Origin of the sequence: Actinomadura sp. 9N215 (assembly GCF_044326345.1) — a bacterium.
Lineage (GTDB): Bacteria > Actinomycetota > Actinomycetes > Streptosporangiales > Streptosporangiaceae > Spirillospora.
In genome coordinates, this window is sequence record NZ_JBIRBA010000029.1 from 25,630 (window position 1) to 49,462 (window position 23,833).

Below are 23,833 nucleotides of genomic sequence, written 5' to 3' on the forward strand. Positions count from 1 at the left end.
GCACGGGTTGGCCTCGATCTGTACGCGCGTTGGGTTGCCGGGCCCGGAGCGCCTCCGGACTCAGATCATCGGTTTCCTTTTCTGTCTCGCGCGCTTGGCCGGAGGTGGCCGTTGGGCCGATTGCGGGGGCTTTCGGGGGAACTCCGGGTGACGATTCACTCGTTGGCCATCCGAGGGAGACGGGATGGGATCGCCAGCCATCCGCACCGTCCCTTCTCGTTGGACTCGCCAGATCTCGCCGTGGTCGAAGATCGTGAATCGTTTCAAGCTACGCTTCGGCTCGGAACGCTAGGCGGCCGGATCCGGCCCGTCAAGCGCTGGTTCAGTGCAATGTGCGCGCCGATGGTCGCGGTCTGTGACCGTGCTTTCGCGAATGCACTATGCAAAACTCCACTACCTGGGGAAACATGCCTGGGACGGGACGAGGAGCGAGTTGCCACAGACCAGTATTCGTGAGGTCGCGAGGCGTGCTGGAGTCTCAGTTGGGACCGTTTCGAATGTCCTAAACCGGCCAGACCTCGTGGCCGAAGCTACCCGTGACCGTGTTCGCGCGGCGATCGAGGAGCTCGGATTCGTCCGGAACGAGTCCGCGCGCCGGCTCCGGCGGCGTCCCGAACGCACCGCGGGCGAGTTCGGCGACGAGCCGCGGCGCGCATTCGGCGTCGTCGTCGAAGACCTCACCAACCCGTACGCGACCGACGTCGCCCGGGGGGCGGAGGCCGCGCTCAACGCCCTCGGTCACGACGCGCTCTGGCTCTCCAGCGACCACTCCGCCGCCAAGGAGCGGCGTTCCGTGGAACTCCTGGAAGAGCAGAACGCCGCCGGCGTCCTGATCATCCCCGTCGGGCTCGGTTCCCGCGACATCGCCCAGCTGCGCGCCGCGGGGATGAGCGTGGTGCTGATCGACCGGGACGCGTCCGGGGTCTGCTCCGCCCAGGTCGACCACGTCGCGGGCGGTGAGATCGCCGCCGCGCACCTGCTCGGCACCGACCGGGAGCGGATCGCCTTCGTGACCGGCGTCCCCGAGCCGCAGCCCTGCGTCGAACGCCGCGACGGCGCCGCCCGTACGATCGTCGAGGCCGGCTTCGGAAAACCCCCGATCCTGATTCTGGACGCGCTGAGCCCCAGCGAGGGCCAAGCCGCCGCCCACCAGATCATGGCGATGTCGCCGACACCCGACGGCGTGTTCTGCGCCAACGACCTGCTCGCGATCGGCTTGATCAACGAGCTGATCCGGCTCGGCGCGCGCGTCCCCGAGGACATCGCGGTGATCGGATACGACGACATCGAACTCGCCGCGAGCGCCGCCGTGCCCCTCACCACCATCCGGCAGCCCCGCCGCGAACTCGGCTGGGAAGCCGCCGAACTCGCGCTGGCCGAGGTAGGCGAGGGCAAGTCCCATCAGCACCGTCAGGTGGTCCTCAGACCCGACCTTGTCATCCGCGAAAGCGCTTAACCTTCGCCGCCCCCCAGGCCAGAAGTCACCCTTGCCCCCGGCAAGCCTCGTCCCCCAACACTCTCGCACCGCACCGCCGCACCGCCGCACCGCCGTCCCGCCGTCCCGCCGTCCCGCACCGCCGTCCCGCACCGTCCTCCCGCGCCGCCGTCTGTGCCACTGTCCCGCCGCACCGTCCCGCCGCACCATCCCGCCGCACCATCCCGCCGCACCGTCCCGCACCGCCGTCCCGTCCTCCCGCGCCGCCGTCTGTGCCACTGTCCCGTACCGCCGTCCCGCACCGGCGTCTCGCACGCGGTCGCCCCGTCGGCGACTCGTGCCGTCGCCTAGGCGTCCGTGTGCGCGCTTCGTGGGAAGGCCGTCCCCCGCCTAGTCAGTCGTTGACACGCCACCCGTCGAGCCTGCCCGGCCCCTCCCGGCCACCCCCGGGCGCTCGCGCCCCAAAGAGTGATCCACAGCCGGACGAGCGGCCAAGGCGGCGCGTACCCAGGAGAGTGACATCTCGTCCACGCGGGCGAGCGACACCGTCTGCGTGGGCCCTGTGCTCAGCGAGTCATCAGTTTCGGACGTCACGCAGCCGACTGGGATGGGCGCCGACCTGCACGCTGCCCTGGGGCCCGTTCGAATGGCTCTGTGCGTTCTGGGCGGTCCGGCCTGGGGCCCTGGCGCACTCGCAAGGCCGTAGGCCCGCAGGACTCCGGTCGAGGGCATAGAACGGGAATTGGGGCCGCGCGCGCCGCCAATGGGGCGGGGCCCGGCCGTCCTGTCAAGCGTGCGTCGGGTGGGTCCGGTCTGTGGCGGCTAGACGGTGTTGCGCTCGTAGATCAGGCGTAGGCCGATGAGGGTGAGCCAGGGCTCGAACGCGTCGATGCTGCGGGACTCCTCCAGGACGAGGGGCGCGAGGCCGCCGGTGGCGATGACCGTGACCTCGCCGGGGTCTGCGGCGAGTTCCTCGGACATCCGCTCGACGATGCCGTCCACCTGCCCGGCGAAGCCGAAGATGATCCCGGACTGCAGCGCCTCGACGGTGTTCTTGGCCACCACGTTCCGCGGCCTGACCAGCTCGATCTTGTGCAGCTGGGCGCCGCGCGACGACAGCGCGTCGATCGAGATCTCGATGCCGGGCGCGATCGCGCCGCCCACGTACTCGCCCTTCGCGGAGACGGCGTCGAAGGTGGTGGCGGTGCCGAAGTCGACGACGATCGCGGGGCCGCCGTGCGTGTGGACGGCGGCCAGCGCGTTCACGATGCGGTCGGCGCCGACCTCCTTCGGATTGTCCATCCGGACGGGGACGCCGGTCTTGACGCCGGGCTCCACGATCACCGCAGAGACGTCGCCGTAGTAGCGGCGGCACATCTCCCGCATCTCGTGCAGGACGGACGGAACCGTGGAGCACAGTGCGATGCCGCTGATGTCGGTGTCGGCCAGCAGCGGGCTCTGCTGGACGAGTCCCTGCAGGACCACGGCGATCTCGTCGGCGGTGCGCCGCGGATCGGTGTTGATCCTCCAGTGCTCGATCACCTCGTCGCCCTCGAACAGGCCGAGAACGGTCTGGGTGTTGCCGACGTCGATGGTGAGCAGCATCAGGTCCCCGCTGGTCAGGTGAAGTCAAGGCCGATGTCGAACACGTGCGCCGAGTGCGTCAGCGCGCCGACCGCAAGGTAGTCCACCCCGGTCACGGCGACGTCTCGGGCCCGATCCAGGGTAAGCCCACCGCTGGCCTCAAGCTCCGCCCGCCCCGCGACAAGGCGAACCGCCTCGGTCATCTCGGCGTCGGTCATGTTATCCAGCAGAATGCTCCGCGCGCCCACCGCGAGCGCCTCCTCGACCTGCGCGAGAGTGTCGCACTCCACCTGGATGTGGAGGGACGGGTACACGGCGCGGATCGCCTCGTACGCCTTGGTGACGCTTCCGGCCGCGGCGACGTGGTTGTCCTTGATGAGGGCGGCGTCGTACAGGCCCATCCGATGGTTGACGCCGCCACCGCATTGCACGGCGTACTTCTGCACGGCGCGTAGGCCCGGGAGCGTTTTGCGGGTGTCACGGACCTTGGCCTTGGTACCGGACATCGCGTCCATCCATTTCCGGGTCGCCGTCGCGATTCCAGACAGGTGAGTGAGCAGATTCAGGGCCGTCCTCTCAGCCCGCAGCAATGCTCTGGTGGGACCGCTCACCGAGATGAGCACCTGTCCGGGGACGACCCGTTCGCCGTCTTCGGCCTTCGCGTCGTATGCCACGTCCAAGACGTCGAACACGACGCACGCCACGGGGATGCCTGCGACGACGCCGTCCTCGCGGGCCCTGAGGTCCCCGGCCGCGGTTTCGTCGGGCGCGAAGATCGGCATGCTGGTGACGTCGACCTCGCCGTCCTCGGCCAGCGCCGTCCGGACGAGGTTATCCACAGTCTGTGGATCGAGCCCGGCGTCGCTCAGCTTCTGCGACAGTTCCGGTGTCATGAGCGCTTTCCTTCCAGAGGTTCGTAGGTGGTCGTCAGGACGTTCCCCTCCAGCCGCGTGACCAGATGGCCGCGCCATTCCTCGTCGCGTCTCTCGGGGAAGTCCTCCCGCCAGTGGCTGCCCCGCGTCTCCTCCCGCCGCCGCGCCGCCGCCACGATCGCGGACGCGACAATGTGCAGATTGGTGACCTCCCACGCCTCCACCCCCGGCTCCAGAACCGCCCCGCTCCCTGGCTCAAGCCCCGACCCGAGACCAACCCCGGCCCCCGCCCCAGACCCAGACTCCGCCCCAGACACCGATCCGGAACCCATCCCGGGAGCAGCCCCTGACCCCGTGCCGCGAGCAGCCCCAGACCCCATTCCGAGACCAGACCCAGACCCCATTCCGAGACCAGACCCAGACGCCCTGCCGAGACCAGACCCAGACGCCCTGCCGGGAGCAGACTCCGACCCCGTGCCGGGAGCAGATCCAGACGTCGGCCCTGGAGCAGGCCCGGGACCAAACCGGGGGCTCGGCCGGGGGCTCGGCCCGGGGCCCGGCTGTGGATCTGTCCGGAGCAATCCGGCCAGCTCACGGGCAGCGGTCTCCAACCCGTCCGCCCCACGAAGGACACCCGCATAGGAGGTCATGATCCGCTGAATCTCCCCCCGCACCCCCGCCCCGAGCAGCCTGCTCCCCTCATCGGAGCCACGCGGCATCTCCGCGTCCCTCGACCCTGCGTCGGTTAGGCGAAGGGCCGCGGCAATGCGCTCGGCGAAGACGAGGCCTTCCAGAAGGGAGTTAGAAGCCAGACGATTCGCACCATGGACACCCGTGCAGGCGACCTCGCCGCAGGCGTAGAGGCCGGGGACGGACGTCCGTCCATGCAGGTCCGTCCGGACGCCCCCGCTCGCGTAGTGAGCGGCAGGGACGACCGGGATCAGATCCGTCACGGGGTCGATGCCGTGATGCCTGCAGGCGGCGAGGATGGTCGGGAACCGGTTCTCCCACATCGATGCGCCGAAGTGCCGACCGTCCAGCAGCATGTGGGACGTGCCGGTCTCGCGCATCCGGTTCATGATCCCCTTGGCGACGATGTCGCGCGGAGCCAGTTCGGCGAGGTCGTGGCGTCCGACCATGAAGCGTGTCCCGGAGTGGTCGACGAGATGCGCGCCCTCACCCCGGACGGCCTCGGAGATCAGCGGCTGCTGGCCCCGCGCACCCTCGCCGAGCCACAGCACGGTGGGGTGGAACTGGACGAACTCGAGGTCGGCGACATCCGCCCCGGCGCGCAGCGCGAGCGCGACGCCGTCGCCAGTGGAGACCTCGGGGTTCGTGGTGGCCGAGAACACCTGGCCCAGCCCTCCGGTGGCGAGGACGACGGCCCGGGCGCGGACGGCGCCGACGCCGCCCGGCTGTCCTTCACCCATGACGTGGAGGGTGACCCCGGCCGCGCGTCCTGCGACGTCCTTCAGCAGGTCGAGAACCAGTGCGTGCTCGATGACCTCGACACCGGAGTCCTTGAGGGCGGCGAGGAGCGCGCGGCTGATCTCCGCACCCGTCGCGTCCCCGCCCGCGTGGGCGATCCGGCGCCGGTGGTGGCCGCCCTCGCGCGTCAGGGCGATGTCGCCACCGCTGGACCGGTCGAACGCGGCGCCAAGCTCGATGAGGCCGCGGACCGCCTCCGGCCCTTCGGTGACGAGGGCCCGGACGGCGTCCTCGTCGCACAGGCCGACGCCGGCGGTGAGGGTGTCGGCGAAGTGCTCCTCGGGGGTGTCGTCGGGCGCGAGCGCAGCGGCGATCCCGCCCTGCGCCCAGCGGGTCGACCCCGCGTCCAGGAGGGCTTTGGTGACGAGCAGCACCCGCCCGCGCGGACGGCACCGCAACGCGGCGACCAGGCCCGCTATGCCGGAGCCGATGACGACGACGTCGGTCTCGGTGCTCCAGCCGGGGTCGGGGGCGGCGAGAACGGAAGGGATCATGAACCCTCCTCGGGATCGATTCTCGTCATTATGACCCTAACCCCGGACCACTCCACCGCCCACCCCCACATTTCACACAAAACCGCAGGACAACGGGAATGTGTCAACACTCTCCACCAAGAGGCCCACCACCCCCACCGAGGCACCAACCAAACAACCGCCCACCCAAGCCAAACGCCCCACGCGCATCCCCTCTGGGACCGGAGCAGGGTTACGACTCCACTCGCAAGAACCCATCGCCGCCTGGGGCAGCAACCAGACAGCCCACGCCCACGCCAAACGCCCACGCACGTCACACCCCGGATCGTGACGTGGGCGTTGGACCCGCCCGACCTGGCGACGGCAATGCCGGTGACGGCAATGCCGGTGACGGCGATGCCGGTGACGGCGATGCCGGTGACGCAGGTGGAGTACGCCCGCAAGCGGACCGGCGACTACGGACGGTGGAGGCCCGCCACCCGGAGGCGGCCACCAAGCGACGCACCCACCCCCACACATCACCTCAGGAGCCAGGGGCCAGGTCAGGTCTCCGGTCACCAAAGACCCCAGCTAAAGAGGGCAGCAACCGGACAACCCGCGCCCACGCCAAACGCCGCACGTCGTCCCTGAGGCTTAGGGCGAGCTAGGCCTCCGCTCGCCAGGAGGCTCCCGGCCCACGCCGAGGCAACAACCGCTCACGCAAAAGACCGACACATCTCACCACCAGAAACGACAGCGGGTCGCCCTCCGCTCACCAACAGGCCCCCAGCCCACCAAGGCAACAACCGCTCACGCAGAAGACCAACGCATCTCACCTCCAGAAACACCAGCGGGTTGTCCTGCGCTCGTCAGGAGGCTCCCGGCCCCACTTTGAGGCATCGACCGCTCACGTAGGAGGGCCACGCATCTCACCTTCAGGACCAAGAGCATGTTCGCCTCGGCTCGACAGTGGCCCCCCATCGCGCCAAGTGGTGGCCCCGCCCGCGTTAGCGGTCATCGGCGATCGCGCCGCGCATAAGGGTCAGGTACGTCATCTCAAGGGTTAGGAGCGAGTTGGGTCTTCGCTTGGCTAGGGGCTGCCGTCCAGCCCGAGGCCGCGAGCGCCCGCGCAAGGGCGTCCGCGGACGTTGTCTTTGGGGTTAGGGGTGGGTTTGGTCTCCGCGGAGTTCGGTGGTGCCGGGGACGGGGGCGGCGGGGTCGGTGTCCAGGGAGATGATCTTGTTGGAGCGGTCGACGTGGACGACGCCGGGGACGAACTCGCGGGCCTCGGTGTCCGTGAGCTGGGCGTAGCTGATGATGATGACCAGGTCGCCGGGCTGGACGAGACGGGCGGCTGCGCCGTTGACGCCGATGACGCCGGAGCCGCGCTCGCCCGCGATCAGGTAGGTCTCCAGCCGGGCGCCGTTGTCGATGTCCACGATCGCGACCTGCTCGCCGGGCAGCAGGTCGGCGGCGTCCATCAGGTCCTGGTCGACGGTGAGGGAGCCGACGTAGTGCAGGTCCGCCTGGGTCACGGTGGCACGGTGGATCTTCGACTTGAACATCGTCCGGATCATCAGGGCTCCTCGGGGAACTGGACGGGGACGTTGTCGATGAGGTGCGTGGCGCCGACGCGGCCGGCGACGGCCAGGACGGCCGGGCCCTCGTACGGGGGCGTGATCGCGGTGAAGGTCGCGGGGTCGACGAGGACGAGGTAGTCGAGGAGGAGCGGCGGGTCCGCGGTGACGGCCTTGTCGAGGACGGCGTTCGCCGCGGCGAGCACGGCCTCGGGCCCGCCGGAGGACGCGTCCGCACCGGCGTGGAGCGCGCGCGACAGCGCGAGGGCGGTTCGGCGTTCGGCCTCGGAGAGGTAGCGGTTGCGGCTTGAGAGGGCCAGGCCGTCCGGCTCCCGGACGGTCGGCCCGGCGGCGATCTCGACGGGGACGTTCAGGTCGGCGACCATCCGGCGGATCATCGCCAGCTGCTGCGCGTCCTTCTCGCCGAAGATCGCCATATCGGGACGGACGAGGTTGAGCAGCTTCAGCACGACGGTGAGCATCCCGTCGAAGTGGCCGGGCCGCGAGGCGCCCTCGACGACCTCTCCCATCGGGCCCGACTTGATCGTGACCTGCGGGGTGTCCGGATACATCACCGAGTGGGGCGGGGCGAAGACGAGGTCGACGCCTTCGGCGGCGCACATTTCGAGGTCGGCGGCGAGGGTCCGGGGATAGCGGTCGAGGTCCTCGTCCGGGCCGAACTGGAGCGGGTTGACGAAGATGCTGACCGCTACCGCGTCCGCGCTTCGGCGGGCCCGCCGGAACAGGGAGCGGTGGCCTTCGTGCAGCGCCCCCATGGTCGGGACGAGCGCCAGGCGTCCCTTGATCCGGGAGCGGGCTCCGGTCAGTTCGTCCCGTGTCCGGGTGATCGTCGGTGTCACGGTGTCCCCTTCACTGCCGCGAGGCCCGGGTGCCTCGCGTCCGATGCGACCGTTGGGTTTCCGGCGGACGTCCGATGAGCCGGCAACACCAACGGCCCCCGCCGAACGGTCCGCCGATCTCATCCGCGACCGCGTTCCGTTGAAACCCGCCAACGTCGGCCGCACCGTCAGTCGGCCAGGGCTTCGAGGAGGCGTTCGGCGTCCTCGGGCTTGAGCATTCCGGCCGCGAGGGCCCGGTCGGCGGTGAGGCGGGCCAGCGCGATGTAGGCGCGGCGGCTTTCGGGCGACACCTTGGCCAGTTCGCCGACGTGGTCGGAGACGGTTCCGGCGTCGCCGCGGGCGACCGGGCCGGTGAGCCCGTCGATGCCGAGGCGCAGGCCGTTGTCGAGGGCGGCGCCGAGGAGCGGGCCGAGCATCCGGCCAGGTTCGGCGACGCCGGCGGTGCGCAGCAGGTTCATCGACTCGACGACCAGCGTGACCAGGTGGTTCGCGCCTCCCGCGAGCGCCGCGTGGTACAGCGGGCGCATCTCCTCGGTGATCCAGACGGGTTCGCCGCCCATCTCCACGACGAGCGCCTCCGCGACCGGGCGCAGCGGCTCGGGCGACGTGACGCCGAACGAGATCCCGGCGAGCCGGTTCACGTCGTCCGGACGTCCGGTGAACGTCATGACCGGGTGCAGGGCGAGGGGGAGCGCGCCGGCGCGGGTGAGCGGGTCCAGGATGGCGGCGCCGTAGCGGCCGCTGGTGTGCAGGACGAGCTTGCCGGTGACCGCGACACCCGCCGTCACCAGGCCGGACGCGAGTTCGGGCAGTTCGTCGTCCGGGACGGTCAGCAGCACCAGATCGGCGGCCGCGACGACGTCGGGCGGCGCCGCGATGTCCGCGCCGGGCAGGCGTTCCGCCACCCGTGACCGCGACCGCTCGGACACGGCCGTCGCGGCGATCACACGGTGCCCCGCGCGGGACAGCGCCGCGCCGAGCGCCGTGCCGACGCGTCCGGCGCCCACGACGCCGACCGCGAGCCGCGCGGGCCTGTCCTCCGGGGTCGGCTCCGGCCCGTTTCCAGGCGCGGCGGAGGAATGCGTGACGTGTGGGTCCATCGGTTCGTTCCAGTCCTCAGGTAGGTACCGGACGTGCGCGAACCAGGCTACCCGCGGGCCCGGGTCACGCCGCCCGGCGGGTCACGACCAGGATGACGTCCGCGCCGGCGGCCAAGCTGACGGCCGAGGCGACAGCCAAGTGGCAGCCCGGTCGGCCACCGAAGCGACGGTCAGGGCGACTCCAAGGTTACGGCCAACGCAACGGCCAGGATGGCAACCACGGATACGGCCGAAGTGACGGCCAGGAAGGCAGCCGCCACGACGACCAAGCCGACAGCCAAGGCCAAGGCCTGAGCGAAAGCCAAGACCAAGGCCAGGCCAGGGCCAGGGCCAGGGCGACAGCCAAGGCTAAGGGGCGGCTAACAAGGCGAGAACTGCGACGACGGCCGAGGTGACAGCCGAAGAGGCGGCCGAGGCGCTGGCCGAGGCTGGGATGCCAGGGGTGACCGCTGCGGTGGCGCCGAGGGTACGGGGTGACGGCCAGGTGGCGGTCGTCACCCCGTACCCCTGGTCAGTCATGGGACAGGGACTCCACGATGGACGTCTTCGCGGCGCGGCGTGCGGGCATCACGGCGGCGGCCGTCCCGGCCAGGCCCGCGAGGACGACGAACGCGACGACCTGCAGATAGGGCAGCGAGAAGATCGAGTCGGACGCCATCGCGTTCGTCGCGGCCCAGCCGAACGCCACCCCGAGCACGACGCCGGTGAGCGCGCCGATCACGGCCATGACCAGGGCTTCGACGGACAGCATCCGGCGGAGCTGTCGTTTGGTGAGGCCGAGGGCCCGCAGCAGCGCCGATTCGCGGGTGCGTTCCACGACGGAGAGCGTGAGCGTGTTGGCGATGCCGAACAGCGCGATGACGATCGCCAGGCCGAGCAGGCCCGCGAAGATCATCAGCATCATGTCGACGGCCTTCGTCATCGACTCCTTGAACTCGGCGCTGGAGGTCACCTTCGCGGCCGGATAGGGCTGCGCGGCGCTCTCCACGGCCCGGCGGGCGGCGGACGCGGGCACGTCGTCATTGGTTTTGACGAAGATCGCCGCGGGGTCGCGGGCGCCGAAGTACCTGGTGAAGTCGGGTTCGGGGACGACGATCCCGTCCAGGCCCGTGCCCGGCGCGTAGACCCCGGCGATCTTCACCGGAACGGTGCCGTGGGCGGTCTTCACCTGGACGGTGCTCCCCATGGCCAGGCCAGGCGTTTTGGCGGTGTCCGCGTCCACCATCGCGGTGCCCGGCTTGCGCGCCGCGTCCAGCGTCCCCTCCTTCATCTCGGGTTTCACGATCGTGCCGAGGGCGGACGCGGTGATGGTGGCGACGTCCTCGTCATTACCCGCCGCCTTGGTCTCCTGCCGGTGCAGCTCGATGACCTCGGCGACTTCGGGGCGCTTGCGGAGGGTCTCGCCAAGCGCGCGCGGGACGGTCCCGTCGAAGTCCTGCGTCTGGATCTGGAACTCGACGGGGAACTGCTCCTCCAGCTGGTGCGTCGCGGTCGCCTTCCCGCTCGCCGCGATCACCGCGAACAGGCTCATCAGCCCGACGCCGATGGTCAGCGCGATCGTGGTGGTCGCGGTGCGGCGCGGGGCGCGCTGCGCGTTCGCCACCGCCAGCCGTCCCGGGACCCCGCCGAGCCGTGCCGGGGCCGCGCCCGCGAACCGCCCGAGCGGACGGACGAGCGCGGGCATCGCCGCGATCACCGCGAGGAAGAACACGCCGCCGGCGAGCGCCACCACGAACATCGCGGCCTGGCCCTTCGGCATGGCGAGCGACCCGAGCGCCCCGATGGCCAGGCCCGCGACGCCAAGCACGACGGCGATCGTGGTGCGCGGCACGCCGAGGCGGAACCGTCCGCTGCCCGGCTCCAACTCCGAGCGCAGCGCCGCGACGGGCGCGACACGGGTCGCCGCGCGGGCGGGCAGGAGCGCCGACACGACCGTCACGATGACGCCGACGGCCAGGCCGATCAAGATCGTCCGCGGAGCGAGGGACGTGCCGGACGGCCCCGTCATGGCGAGGCTGGCGTCCAGCTGCCTGATCCCGACGAGCGCGCCCGCGCCGAGGCCGACGCCGGCGGCGAGGCCGAGCAGCGACCCGACCAGCCCGACCACCGCGGACTCCGCCACGACACCGCCGAAGACCTGCCGGCGGGTCGCGCCGACGCAGCGCAGCAGCGCCATCTCCCGCATCCGCTGCGCGATCAGGATGGAGAACGTGTTGTAGATGACCAGGGCGGACACCAGCATCGCCACCAGCCCGAAGATCAGCAGCCCGGTGCGGATGATCTTCGTGTCGGCGCCCGCCGCCTTCGCCAGCTTCGCCCCCAGCTCCGTCCCGCTGTACACACGACCGGACGCCCCCGCGTCCCCGGTCTGGCCCCGGGCCTGGCCGGACGCCTCGCCCGCCGCCCTCACCGCCGCCTCGATCGCCGCCCGGTCCCCGCCCGCGACGTCGATCTCCTCGTACGCCTTCTCGCCGGTCATCGCCCTCGCGGTCGCGGGATCGAACCCCACGCCGCCGCGGAAGCTCGCCTCCTCGTCGATGCCGAAATCGACCAGCCCGACGACGTTGAACCGGTGCGGCCGGCCCTTCTTGTCCAGGATCGTCACCGCGTCACCGACGGTGTAGCCCTCCCGCTTGGCCAATTCGGTGTCGAGGACGGTCTCGCCCCCGCCAGACGGAGGCCGTCCCTTATCGAACTCGTAGCGCAGCAGCCGTCCGGACGGCACGGACATGCCGACGGTGGGGAAATCGCCAACCGCCTTACCGTCCTTGCCGACGAGGGCTGCGTCGCCCTTGACCATGCCGTGCACGTCCGTCACGCCGGGTACTGCACGAACCCGGCTGAGTGTGTCGGCGCTGAGCTCCTCCTCTGCGTCGTCGTCGGGGAGCACCGCGAAATCGACTTTGTCGGCCGAACGCGCGAACGTCTTGGCGACGCCGCTGTCCATCGTGTCGGTGAGGACGAACGTCCCCGAGATGAAACCGACGCCGAGAGTGATGGCGATCCCCGTCAGCAGCAGCCGGAGTTTGTGGGCGCGCAGGCCCGCCAACGTCGTCCTCAGCATCACGCCCCCAGGCTCTTGAGCTGGTCGAGCACCGCCGCGGGCGTCGGCTGGACGATCTCCGAGACGATCTCGCCGTCGCGCAGGAACACCACCCGGTCGGCGTACGAGGCGGCCACCGGGTCATGGGTGACCAGCACGATCGTCTGCCCCATCTCCCGGACCGACGCGCGCAGGAACCCCAGGACCTCCGCGCCCGCCCGCGAGTCGAGGTTGCCGGTCGGCTCGTCCGCGAAGATCACCTCGGGGCGGGCGACGATCGCGCGGGCGCACGCCACCCGCTGCTGCTGCCCGCCCGACAGCTCGCTCGGCCGGTGCCGCAGCCGGTCGCGCAGCCCTAGGACGTCCACGACCTGGTCGAACCACGCGCGGTCCGGCTTGCGGCCCGCGAGTTCGAGCGGGAGCAGGATGTTCTGCTCGGCTGTCAGCGTCGGCAGCAGGTTGAACGCCTGGAACACGAACCCGACACGGTCGCGGCGCAGCATCGTCAACTGCCGGTCGCCCATCCCGGTGATCTCGGCGTCGCCGAGGACGATCCGTCCGGACGTGACGGTGTCCAGCCCGGCGAGGCAGTGCATCAGCGTCGACTTCCCCGACCCCGACGGCCCCATGATCGCGGTGAACGCGCCCCTGGCGAACGCGACGCTGACCCCGCGCAACGCGTGCACCGCCGCGTCACCGGACCCGTACACCTTCGACACCCCCTCGGCCGTGACGGCCGGCGCTGCTGCGGCCCCTGGGACTCCCCCGGGCGGATCGACGAACGTGCTGGTCACGTGGACTCCTTCATGGCTCGGACTGGACGATGACCACGCTAGAAATCCGCGCCGCCCCTGCCATCCGCCCGCCGGCCACGCTCCCCGTCAACCTCGCGCCTACACACCGCCCCCACGTACGACCTAAGTCGTACGACCCCATCGCCCCTCCCACCGACACACCACAAACCCACCCACCCCCACCACACTCCACACCCACACCACACCCCTGCACGCCCCCGCCTACACCCTGCACGTCGCCACCCACACCCGGCACGTCCTGGCAAGCTGCCGACGAGCGGAGGCGCCTGGCAGTGCACGTCCCCGCCTACACCCTGCACGTCCCCGCCTACACCCTGCACTCCCCACCCTCACCCGGCACGTCCCGGCGAGCTGGCCGACGAGCAGAGGCGCCTGGCAGTGCCCGTCCCCACCCACACCCAGCACGTCCCCACCCACACCTGCACGTCCCACCCACACCCCATGCTCTGCACCGCTACACCCCCGCGGCCGACGGCCGTAGTGCGCCGCTCCACCCCGTACGTCCAGACTCCCGCCGCCCCGCGTCCCGCACACCCGCCATGTCCTGCAACGCTGTGCGAGTCGGCTGACGGATCCCCGCGAACGCTGCTCGCGGGCGCTGAGCCGTTGCCGGGTGTGCGTGCTACTCGATGCTTGCCGGACACGCTGCGGGCCTAGGAGGACGGGCCGCAGGAGACAGATGACGGTATGCGGAAGCGCCGGAGACCCCTTCAGGTTTCCGGCGCTTCAGCGATGGGCGCGAACGCCCCGTCCATGAGGACCAGTGAGTCTTCATCCCGATGCGTGCGGAAGCCGCACTTCTCGGCTCCTGCCAGGATCAGAAGACTCAGTTGTCGACGGACGCACCGCCCTTGCAACCCGCCTGCGCCGCGCCGATGACCGCGACAGCGTTGCCGCAGACGTTCACCGGGATCGAGATCGGCGCGAACACCTGGTTGCCGCCCAGGATCGAAAAGTTACCGCTGGTCTTGTTGTGGTTGAACGAGCCGTGGCCGTGACCGTGGCCGTGGCCGTGGCCGTGGCCGTGACCGTGGCCGTGACCGTGGCCGTGACCGTGGTCACCGCCGTAGGTGGCGGCATACGCGGGCGTCGCGCCCAGCGCGGCGCCGGCGACGGCGAAGCCGAGGATGCCGGTGGCGGCAAGCTTCTTGAACACGAGAATCCTCCCGTACGTGGGCTTAGCAGGCCCGATCTGAAAATTGCCGACGTCGCGCGATAAGGCGGCGTCGCGTACGGTAGTTACCCAGCTACCCTCAGGTAGACCAAGGTCAATCCCCATGATGACGGCAAATGGTCATCATGAATTGACAACGCTGTTACGGAGAGTCGCCTCTTTGGCCGCTCTTCACCAGCCCTGTCTCGTAGGCGAAGACAACCGCCTGGACCCGATCGCGCAGGCCGAGCTTCATCAGGATCCGTCCCATGTGCGTCTTGACGGTGGCCTCCGAGACGTACAGCCGCTCCGCGATCTCCGCGTTCGACATCCCGCGCGCGACGAGCTTGAGCACCTCGCCTTCCCGCTCGGTGAGGCTCTCCAGCGCCCCGCTCGCCTTCTCCCCCGCCTCCGGCAGATGCACCGCGAACCGGTCCAGCAGCCGCTTCGTCGTGCTCGGCGCCACCACGGCGTCCCCCGAGTGCACCGCCTTGATCGCCTCGATCAGCTGCGCGGGCCCCGCGTCCTTCAGCAGGAACCCGCCCGCCCCCGCCTTGATCGCCGCGAACGCGTACTCGTCGAGGTCGAACGTGGTCAGGATGACGACCTTCGGCCCGGACTGCGCCACCACTCTCCGGGTCGCCTCGATCCCGTCCATGCGCGGCATCCGCACGTCCATGAGCACCACGTCCGCGTGCGTCCCGCGCAGCAGTTCGAGTGCCTGCACACCGTCGCCTGCCTCACCGACGACCTCGATGTCCGGCTGCGCGTCCAGCACCATCGTGAACCCGGCCCGCACCAGCTCCTGGTCATCGACCAGCACCACACGGATGGGAGCCGCCACGTCGTCAACCTCCATCATGCGCACTCCCCGCAGAGAAACGACCTCGTCCCCAAGCCCCCCAGAGGGACGCCCCCATCGTCGAGCAGCCCCCGCTCAAGGAACACCCCCTCCCGGCCGCATCCAGGCTCGCCCCCGCCACGCTCGCCCCCACCAAACGCAGCCAGATTCGCCCCACACCCTCGCCTCCACCAGGCCCCAGCCACGTTCGGGCCACACTTTCGCCCCCGCCAGGCTCGCCCCCACTCCCTCGTCCCACCAGACCCCGACCAGATTCGCGCCCATACACTCGCCCCCGCCAGGCTCGCTCCCACACTCCTCGCCCCACCAGGCCACAGCCAGATTCGCCCCCACATATTCGCCCCCGCCAGGTCACAGCCAGGCTTGCCCCCACACATTCGCCCGCGCCAGGTTCGCGCCCACACCCCCCGCCTCGGCCAGGCCAGGCAAGCCCAGGCCGCAGCCAGATTCGCGCCCACGTTCTCGCCTCGCCAGGCCGCGGCTCGGATCGCGGCCGCATCTCCTCCGTCATGCCGCACCCACTTCCTCACGGACCGGGATCCGCGCGACCACCTCGAAGCCGCCTCCGGGGCGCGGCGCCGCTCGGACGTTGCCGCCGTACACGGCGACGCGCTCCCGCATACCGGCGAGGCCATGGCCCCGTCCGTCGTCGGGGGCCGCGGCGCCGCGGCCGTCATCGTCCACCCGGACCTCCAGCGCGTCGCCCGCGTACAGCAATCGGATCGACACGGCCGCGCGCGGGCCGCCGTGCTTGAGCGTATTGGTCAGCGCCTCCTGGACGATCCGGAAGACCGTCAGCTGGCGTCCTTCCGACATGACCACCGGCGACCCGTCCACCTCGAACATCACCTGGAGCCCGGACGCGCGGACCTGCTCCACCAGGTCGTCGATCTGCGCCACCCCCGGCTGAGGCGCGAACGCGCCTATGTCGTCGTTCTCGCGCAGGACACCCAGGAGCCGCCGCATCTCCGCCAGCGCCATCCGTCCCGTCGAGGAGATCGTCTCCAGGGCCTGCCTGGCCCGTCCCACATCGGTGTCGATGGCGTAGGACGCGCCGTCGGCCTGCACCACGATCACGCTGACGTTGTGCGCCACGACGTCGTGAAGCTCGCGGGCGATCCGCGCGCGTTCTCCTGCCATGGCCACCTTGACCTCGTTGTCGCGTTCACGTTCCAGCCGTTCGGCCCGTTCCTCCACCGAACGCAGATATGCGCGGCGTGTCCGCATGTGCAGGCCGAGGAGCCACACGCCCGCCACGACCACCGTCAGCATGACGAACGTGTACTTCCTGTTGTTCGCACCATCCGGGTAACGCCACGTCGCCAAGGCCGCGCCCACCTCGGTACTGAGCATCGCCGCCAGCCCCCACCGGAACGAGCAGTTGGCCGCGACCGTGTAGAGGCCCATCAGGACGGCGACATTCGCCAACACCGGAACGACATCCAGCACACACTGAACGAACGAGATCAGCGCGATCGCAGCGAATACCGTGCGCGGGAGGGTACGGCGCAGAACCAAGGGGAGGGTCAGCAGGACCATCATCAGCGCGTACTTAACTTTGCTGATCCCGTATGGCTCCCCCACCAGTCCGGCGAGGGTGAGGAGCAGCACCGGCGCCGCGAAGAACGCATCGACCAGCGGCTTCCTGCACCGCAGCCAATCCCACGTCCTCACTACCATGCGGACAGCGTACGTACCGGCCGCTCAGCGATGGATCAGCCGCAGGTCGGACCCCCGTCCACCTCAAGGATGGCCGACCGGACACCGTCGCCCACGGTAACGTCACAGTCGTGGAGGCGTTGGTTACCGAGTGGCTGCCCTGGCGCACCGCGATGGAGCGCGCACTGTACGGAGAAGGCGGCTTCTACCGGCGCGGTGAACATCCGGCCGAGCATTTCCGCACTTCCGTGCACGCCTCCCCTCGGTTCGCCACCGCCATCGCCCGCCTCCTCGTCGAGGTCGACGCCCTGCTCGGCCGGCCCGACCGGGTGGACGTCGTCGACATCGGCGCGGGCTCCGGGCGGCTGCTGAGCAACATCCTGGCCTCCGTTCCGTCCGAGCTGGCGTCCCGGCTCGCGCCGACCGCCGTGGAGATCGCACCGCGCCCGCCCGACACCCCGGCGCGGATCGCCTGGCGAACCGACCTGCCGAGCCGCATCACCGGCCTCGCCGTGGCGAACGAGTGGCTCGACAACGTGCCGTTGGACGTCGTCGAACGCGCCCCTGACGGCGTCCGTAAGGTGCTGGTCCAACCGTCCACGGGCACCGAACGCCCTGGGCCGGCACCGTCCGACGAGGACCGGGCCTGGCTCGCGGACTGGTGGCCGCTCCACGAACCCGGCGACCGCGCCGAGATCGGTCACCCGCGCTGCACCGCCTGGGCCTCCGTAGTCGGACGTGTCTCCCGCGGGCTCGCGCTCGCCGTCGACTACTCGCACTCCCGCGAGTCCCGTCCCGCGTACGGCACCCTGACCGGTTACCGCGACGGCTTGACCGTCCCCGCCGTCCCGGACGGCTCCTGCGACGTCACCGCCCATGTCGCCCTTGACGCCTGCACCGCCGCCGGCGAACGCGCCGGTGCCACGTCCAGCCTCCTGACGACCCAGCGCACCGCCTTGCGCGCCCTCGGCCTCACCGGCACCCGCCCGCCGATGTACCTGGCCCATCGGGACCCTCGGTCCTACGTCGCCGCCCTCTGCCACGCCGGCGAGGACGCCGAACTGACCGACCCGTCGGGCCTAGGCGGTTTCGGATGGCTGACACAGGCCGTGGACATCCCAATCCCGGACGTCCTCACCCCGTGACATCCCCTCCGTGGCCCACCCCCTTCCTGCTCGTGGCCCACCTTCCTCCTGATCACCCGCCTTGGACCACCCCCGCTCTTGACCACCTGCTGCCCCGACCGTCCACCCCATGACCGCCCAACATCGCGACCACGCTCCCTGACGGTCCCGCTCCCTGACCACCTCCCTCCGCCACCATCCCGCCTCGCGACGCCCCACCTCGAGGCCACGCTCCCTGACCGTCCCACTCCCCGGAGCACCTCGCCCCGCCACCATCCCGCCCCGCAACGCCCCACCTCGAGGCCACGCTCCCTGACCACCCCGCTCCCAGACCACCTCGCCCCGCCACCATCCCGCCTCGCGACGCCGCACTTCGCGACCGCTCACATCATGATCGCGCTTGCTGACCACCCCACTGCCTGGTCACGCTGCCTGGCGCCCCCTGCAGCGGCCGCACCCGATGCGGCTGTCGGCCGTCGGCGCCTCGAGATCGACCGAGGCCCGGTGGCGAGGTACCAGGCCGGCCATGGTCGGTCCGGCGCCAGACGGCTCGCCAACACGATCCCGCTCGCGGCGGTGCCGCAGATGAGCGAGGACGGCCACGCTTGGCGAGAATGTCCTCGCGACTGCGCCACCCCGCTCCGCCGGCGAATCCTGCTGACTCCACGCGTCCCGGACCCTCATCACCCGGCGGTCGACCGCCGACGGACGACCTGGCGGGTCAGCGTTCCACGTGAAGGGCCTCTAGGCCGCGCAGGATGAAGCCGGGCTTCCACTCCGGTTCGGCGGACAGGCGGAGGTCGGGAGCGAGGCGGAGGAGCGCGTCATAGGACTCGGCGAGTTCGATCCGGGCGAGCGGGGCGCCGAGGCAGTAATGGATGCCGAGGCCGAACGTGATGTGCGGATTCGGGATGCGCGACAGGTCGAGCCGGTCGGGGTCGGGGAACATCTCAGGGTCGCGGTTGGCGGACGCGAACTGCAGCGCGACCTCGGCCCCACGGGGGACGTGGACGCCGGCGACGGTGATGTCCTCCAGGACCCAGCGCTCGAACATCGGCGCCGGCGTGTCGTAGCGCAGCAGTTCTTCGACGGCCGTGGGGACGAGAGACGGGTCGGCCCGGAGCCGTTTCAGTTCGCCGGGGTTGCGGAACAGCGCCCACCAGCCGTTGCCGGTCGCGTTGACGGTCGCCTCGTGACCGGCGTTGAGCAGCAGGACGCAGGTGCCGATCAGCTCGTCCTCGGTTAGCCGGTCGCCCTCGTCCGCCACCTGGGTGAGCGCGGTGATGAGGTCGTCGCGCGGCTCGTGGCGGCGGGTGCGGGCAAGGCGGCGCAGGTAGTCGGAGAACTCCGCGGCCGCGCGGGCGGCCGTCCGCTGGACCTCGTCGGGCGGGTTCAGTTCGTACATGCCGCAGATGTCGGCGGACCAGGGACGCAGGAGGTGCCGGTCCGACACGGGGACGCCGAGCATCTCGGCGATCACGTTGACGGGCAGCGGTTCCGCGACCTCGGCGATGAGGTCGCCGCCGCCCTTTGCGGCGAGCGCCCCGGCGAGCTCCGCTGCGAGCCGCTTGATGGTCGGGCGCAGGCCCTCCACCATGCGGGCGGTGAACGCCTTGGACACCAGGCGCCGCAGCCGGGTGTGCGTGGGCGGTTCCATGTCCAGCATGCCGGCGCGGACGAGGTCCCAGAACGGCTTGAGGAAGTCGGCCTCCGGTTCCTGACCGAATTCCTCGTGGCTCGCGATGTGGAGGTACGTCCGTCCTAGCCGACGGTCCCGCAAGAGAGCGTTCACGTCGTCGTATCGGCTGATCACCCACTGGGAGGTGGGTTCGTGGAAGAACACGGGACGGTCGGCGCGGAGCCGCTCGAACACCGGGTAGGGATCCGCCACGAACTCTGGAGACCAGGGGTCATAGGCTAAAACGCTCATGTTCTGACGATATTCGCATCTCACATAGTTCAAGACCACTCCTTTCCGCTGCCGGCGGCCACGAGATGGCGGCGTAGGCGTCTCAAGTGCGCCGTTACCGCTGGCGCGCCCTTGTCGCCTCGGCCAAGACGGCGTCGACTCATTCACGCTCGCCGGGGTGCTTGTGGTTGTGACGTTCAGGTGGTCGGCCCGCCCTTCCCCCCATCGGGCGGGCCGACCGGAACCCATGTTCGACGACCCCGGACGGCCACGGAACTAGAACGTGATTCTGTGGATAAGTCAGGTCAGCGGGCCCAGCGGGCAGGGTCCCCGCCGGCTCGGCGGGCGGCCAGGGCACGGCGGGCGGTCGATTCCACGATGGCGCGGGCCTCGCCCAGTTCGCGGTCGGTCGCTGCCACCTGTACCGGGCCTGGAGGCGCGTCGACGTGGACGGTGGCGAGTCCGAAGAGCCGCTGGAACGGGTTCATCGTGAGACGGACGCTCTGCGCGCGCGCATGAGCGATGACGTCGGTGCGACGGCAGGGCCATCCGTGCCGGGCCACGAAGACGACGTCGTCGGTGCCGGCACCGTCCGCGCGGTCGATCGCCACCGCCTTGGACGACGCGGGAATGAGGGAGACGGCGTCGACATGGGTTCCAGGGAACACCTGCGAAACGAGATGCATGGCGACGTGCCTGGGCGCCACAGGCAGCAGCGTCGACGACAACGCCTGCCGCTCGCCCGCGTACCCGGCGACGGTGACTTCGACCCGCGCCCAGCCGAGGGAGCGCCAGATCGCCGGTTCGACGATGCTGACGGCCTGGACGCGTCCCGGCGGAAGCGTCTGCATCCGGGTCTCCAGAAGCCCGTAGCGGAGCCGGATCCCGTCCGGTGACATAGCGACCGTGAAGTTGGCGTACATCACCAGAGGCGCGGTCACGGCCCGGATGAGCCCGAGCAGGACGGGGATGGTGACCGCCAGGATCCCGCCCTCCGCGTACATCACGAGGAACACCAGGGACGCGAAGAAGAGCAGCACCGTCCCGATCACGGGCAACCGAACGATCAGGGAACCGAGCAGAGCACCGAACGGAACGCGCCACAGGTGACGTTCCGGCGCCTCGGGAGTGTGGCCGGGCAATCCGGCCGCGCGGGCCAGAAGTTCAGCGCGCAACTGCAAGGCGGATTGCCGCCCCAGGTAGCGGAGCGCAATCTCGCTGCGCGCCCCACCGGCCAGTTCCACGCGCACTTCGGCAAGCGCGAACACGCGCGTGACCAGCGGACGGACGAGGTCTATGGCCTGGATACGGGAAAGCGGGATTCGACGCTTGTTCTTGCGGAGCAGACCGGTCTCGACGACGAGGTCGTCACCGTCGACGCGGAAACGTACGGCGAGCCACGTCCAGAGGCCCGTTCCCACTGCGATCAGCCCCATGACGACGGTCACGATGAGGAATCTGGCAACCACCTCTGGAGTGAGCGCGAGGGTTATGCCGTCCTCCGTCTGGGTCAGCAGCAAGGGAAAGCCGAGCAGAACGAAGTAGATGATGAGGAAAATGAACGCGCGCAGTGGCGCAGTCGCCCAATGAAGCCTGTGCGTGCCTTCGGAAAACCGGATCGGTGGACGGTGACCCGGCGGTGGCCCGTAGCCGTAGGGCGGATGAGGCGGCCCATACGGCTGGCCGGGCGGAGGACCGTGCGGCGGACGCTGGCCATAGGGCGGACGAGGACGACCATTGGGCCCGTAAGGCCCATAAGGGCCAGGCCGTCCAGGCTGCCCGTACGGACCGGGCTGCCCTGGCGGACCATAGGGGCCAGGCGGACCCGCAGGACCGGAGGGGCCGGAGCCGTAGGTGCCGGGCTGCCCCGATCGTCCAGGGCCGTTCGGTCTAGGACCGTTCGGGCCGGGACCGTTCGGGGCAGGGGAGCCCGACGGGCCAGGGCCGTGAGGGCCAAGAGGGCCCGACGGGCCGGGCCGTAGGGGCCGCTCATAGGCCCATGCTCCGTTCCTCGCCCTTCTGGGCGAGGCGGTCGCGCAAGTAGGCGGCCTCAGAGGCGGGCAGGCCAGGGATGGTGGCGTCGGTGGCCGCGGCGGCCGTGTGCATCCGGACGGTGGCGATGCCCATCCACCGCTCCAGCAACCCTGCCGTGACGTCCACGAACTGCATCCGCCCGTACGGGACGACGATGAGCCGCTTGACGAGAACCCCGTGGGTGACGATGAGGTCGTCCGCACGCTCGACGTAGCCGTATGCCCGGCGGTCGAGCTCGGCCACCAGCCAGGTGAGGCCGACCCCGAGCCCGACGGCGGCGACCCACATGACGGCGGGGACCACCCCGCCGTTCCTCCATACGATGAACGCGCCCACACCACCTACCGGAATCGCCCACAGGACGGCGGTGAGAAGCCTGTGCAGCGCGTGGCGTTTCGAGATGGGGGACCAAACAAGTCCGCCGCCCGCCGCGAACGCCTCGTCCGCGGCGTAGCCGGGCTGCCCCGACGGCCGAGACGGGTTCGGCGGGTAGTGAACCGGCACCTGACCGTGACCGGGAGGGCCCGGCGGTTGACCGCCATGACCTGGGCCGGGCGGCGCGGGCTGGTGTGCCGCGCCCTGGGCTCCAGAGTCCGCGGCAGGCTCGTATGGCGGATCGCCATGGGTCGCGTTCATCATCTCCTAGTCAATCGGATAACGCGTACCACTCGCCATGCGACCATGAAGCGGTGACCGGAGCGGCGGAGGCTGGATCATGACCACCGAACGGATCGTCGGGATCGGTGCGGGCGCCAAGGAGCTCGCCACCGAGGACATGACTCTGAACATCGGCCCCCAGCACCCGTCCACGCACGGCGTGCTCCGGCTGAAGCTGACCTTGGACGGCGAGCGCATCTCGGCGGCCGAGCCCATCATCGGCTACATGCACCGGGGGGCGGAGAAGCTCTTCGAGGTCCGGGACTTCCGGCAGATCATCGTGCTGGCGAACCGGCACGACTGGCTGTCCGCGTTCTCCAGCGAGCTCGGCGTCGTCCTCGCCGCCGAGCGGATGCTGGGCATGGAGGTCCCTGCCCGCGCCGTATGGGCCAGGACGCTCCTCGCCGAGCTCAACCGGATCCTCAACCATCTGATGTTCCTCGGCTCGTATCCGCTCGAAGTAGGCGCCATCACCCCGATCTTCTACGCGTTCCGTGAGCGTGAGGCGTTGCAGCGTGTGATGGAGGAAATCTCCGGTGGACGCATGCATTACATGTTCAACCGGGTCGGCGGGCTGAAAGAGGAGCTTCCCGCCGGTTGGACGGAGCGCGCGCGGAAGACGGTGTCCGAGGTCCGTGGCCGCATGGGCGACATCGACGACCTCATCATGGGCAACGAAATCTTCCGTGCGCGGACGAGAGGCGTCGGAGTGCTCACGCAGGAACAGATCCTGCAGTACGGGGTGTCGGGGCCGATCGCACGCGCGTCCGGTCTGGATTTCGACCTTCGCCGGGACGAACCGTACCTCGCCTACGGAGACCTGGACGTCCGCGTGGTCACACGGACGGAGGGCGACTGCCTCGCCAGGTTCGAGTGCCTACTGGACCAGGCGCACGCGTCGCTCGACCTCGCCGACGCCTGCCTCGACCGCCTGGCCGAACTCCCGCCCGGCCCCATCAACCAGCGGCTCCCGAAGGTCCTGAAAGTGCCGGAGGGCCACACCTATGCCTGGACGGAGAACCCCCTAGGCATCAACGGCTACTACCTGGTGTCGCGCGGTGAGAAGACTCCGTGGCGGATGAAGTTGCGGTCCGCGTCCTTCAACAACATCCAGGTCCTGAAGGAACTGCTGCCCGGCAACCTGATCGCCGACATGATCGCCATTCTAGGCTCGATGTTCTTCGTCGTCGGCGACATCGACAAATGACG

17 protein-coding genes and 1 pseudogene are annotated in these 23,833 nt (G+C 70.2%); 4 read left to right on the plus strand and 14 right to left on the minus strand.

Annotated elements, in window-relative coordinates:
• Positions 1–373 precede the first annotated feature (373 nt).
• Positions 374–1,456, plus strand: coding sequence for a LacI family DNA-binding transcriptional regulator (locus ACH34T_RS35605; RefSeq protein WP_396025455.1), 1,083 nt, complete (start codon positions 374–376; stop codon positions 1,454–1,456).
• 801 nt (positions 1,457–2,257) lie between these two features.
• On the opposite strand, the gene ACH34T_RS35610 is transcribed toward ACH34T_RS35605, so the two are convergent.
• From ACH34T_RS35610 to ACH34T_RS35620, 3 genes are read right to left on the minus strand one after another with little or no spacing between them, the layout of a single operon-like run.
• The gene (locus tag ACH34T_RS35610) at positions 2,258–3,040 is read right to left on the minus strand and encodes a type III pantothenate kinase (RefSeq protein ID WP_328362219.1); all 783 of its coding nucleotides are present in this window, start codon (positions 3,038–3,040) and stop codon (positions 2,258–2,260) included.
• Between the two features lie 14 nt (positions 3,041–3,054).
• Positions 3,055–3,912, minus strand: a complete 858-nt coding sequence (gene nadC, locus ACH34T_RS35615) for a carboxylating nicotinate-nucleotide diphosphorylase (protein WP_396025377.1) — start codon at positions 3,910–3,912, stop codon at positions 3,055–3,057.
• The gene (locus ACH34T_RS35620) at positions 3,909–5,873 is read right to left on the minus strand and encodes an L-aspartate oxidase (RefSeq protein WP_396025378.1); all 1,965 of its coding nucleotides are present in this window, start codon (positions 5,871–5,873) and stop codon (positions 3,909–3,911) included. Before ACH34T_RS35620 ends, nadC begins: the two co-directional genes overlap by 4 nt.
• Positions 5,874–6,140: 267 nt before the next feature.
• Between ACH34T_RS35620 and ACH34T_RS35625 the strand changes: the two are divergent.
• Positions 6,141–6,320: pseudogene (locus ACH34T_RS35625) on the plus strand (hypothetical protein); the annotation flags it as partial.
• 671 nt (positions 6,321–6,991) lie between these two features.
• On the opposite strand, the gene panD reads toward ACH34T_RS35625, so the two are convergent.
• From panD to ACH34T_RS35665, 8 genes are all read right to left on the minus strand, one after another.
• The gene (gene panD, locus ACH34T_RS35630) at positions 6,992–7,408 is read right to left on the minus strand and encodes an aspartate 1-decarboxylase (protein ID WP_396025379.1); all 417 of its coding nucleotides are present in this window, start codon (positions 7,406–7,408) and stop codon (positions 6,992–6,994) included.
• Entirely contained in the window at positions 7,408–8,268 is an 861-nt protein-coding gene (gene panC, locus ACH34T_RS35635; protein WP_396025380.1) for a pantoate--beta-alanine ligase, read from the minus strand. The genes panD and panC overlap by 1 nt, the downstream gene beginning before the upstream one ends.
• Before the next feature lie 167 nt (positions 8,269–8,435).
• Positions 8,436–9,368, minus strand: coding sequence for a Rossmann-like and DUF2520 domain-containing protein (locus ACH34T_RS35640; protein ID WP_396025381.1), 933 nt, complete (start codon positions 9,366–9,368; stop codon positions 8,436–8,438).
• 511 nt (positions 9,369–9,879) lie between these two features.
• A complete protein-coding gene (locus tag ACH34T_RS35645; RefSeq protein ID WP_396025456.1) occupies positions 9,880–12,432 on the minus strand; it encodes an ABC transporter permease in 2,553 nt (850 codons plus the stop codon).
• Positions 12,432–13,205, minus strand: a complete 774-nt coding sequence (locus ACH34T_RS35650; protein ID WP_396025382.1) for an ABC transporter ATP-binding protein — start codon at positions 13,203–13,205, stop codon at positions 12,432–12,434. The genes ACH34T_RS35645 and ACH34T_RS35650 overlap by 1 nt, the downstream gene beginning before the upstream one ends.
• Positions 13,206–14,052: 847 nt before the next feature.
• On the minus strand, positions 14,053–14,382 hold the full coding sequence (locus ACH34T_RS35655) for a chaplin family protein (protein ID WP_396025383.1): 330 nt from the start codon (positions 14,380–14,382) through the stop codon (positions 14,053–14,055).
• A 160-nt stretch (positions 14,383–14,542) separates the two neighbouring features.
• On the minus strand, positions 14,543–15,241 hold the full coding sequence (locus tag ACH34T_RS35660; RefSeq protein ID WP_396025384.1) for a response regulator: 699 nt from the start codon (positions 15,239–15,241) through the stop codon (positions 14,543–14,545).
• A gap of 507 nt (positions 15,242–15,748) precedes the next feature.
• Positions 15,749–16,921 (minus strand): sensor histidine kinase, encoded by a 1,173-nt coding sequence (locus ACH34T_RS35665; RefSeq protein ID WP_396025385.1) that lies wholly within the window; start codon positions 16,919–16,921, stop codon positions 15,749–15,751.
• A 110-nt stretch (positions 16,922–17,031) separates the two neighbouring features.
• Here ACH34T_RS35665 and ACH34T_RS35670 point away from each other — a divergent pair, with 110 nt between their 5' ends.
• Complete coding sequence (locus ACH34T_RS35670; protein WP_396025386.1) at positions 17,032–18,045, plus strand: SAM-dependent methyltransferase; 1,014 nt, start codon at positions 17,032–17,034, stop codon at positions 18,043–18,045.
• A 700-nt stretch (positions 18,046–18,745) separates the two neighbouring features.
• On the opposite strand, the gene ACH34T_RS35675 is transcribed toward ACH34T_RS35670, so the two are convergent.
• The 3 genes from ACH34T_RS35675 to ACH34T_RS35685 all read right to left on the minus strand — a co-directional run bounded on the left by ACH34T_RS35675 (position 18,746) and on the right by ACH34T_RS35685 (position 22,270).
• Positions 18,746–19,954, minus strand: coding sequence for a cytochrome P450 (locus ACH34T_RS35675; RefSeq protein ID WP_396025387.1), 1,209 nt, complete (start codon positions 19,952–19,954; stop codon positions 18,746–18,748).
• A 284-nt stretch (positions 19,955–20,238) separates the two neighbouring features.
• Positions 20,239–21,381 (minus strand): PH domain-containing protein, encoded by a 1,143-nt coding sequence (locus tag ACH34T_RS35680; protein ID WP_396025388.1) that lies wholly within the window; start codon positions 21,379–21,381, stop codon positions 20,239–20,241.
• 541 nt (positions 21,382–21,922) lie between these two features.
• The gene (locus ACH34T_RS35685) at positions 21,923–22,270 is read right to left on the minus strand and encodes a PH domain-containing protein (protein ID WP_396025389.1); all 348 of its coding nucleotides are present in this window, start codon (positions 22,268–22,270) and stop codon (positions 21,923–21,925) included.
• A gap of 412 nt (positions 22,271–22,682) precedes the next feature.
• Here ACH34T_RS35685 and ACH34T_RS35690 point away from each other — a divergent pair, with 412 nt between their 5' ends.
• Positions 22,683–23,831, plus strand: coding sequence for an NADH-quinone oxidoreductase subunit D (locus ACH34T_RS35690; RefSeq protein ID WP_396025390.1), 1,149 nt, complete (start codon positions 22,683–22,685; stop codon positions 23,829–23,831).
• Positions 23,832–23,833 lie beyond the last annotated feature (2 nt).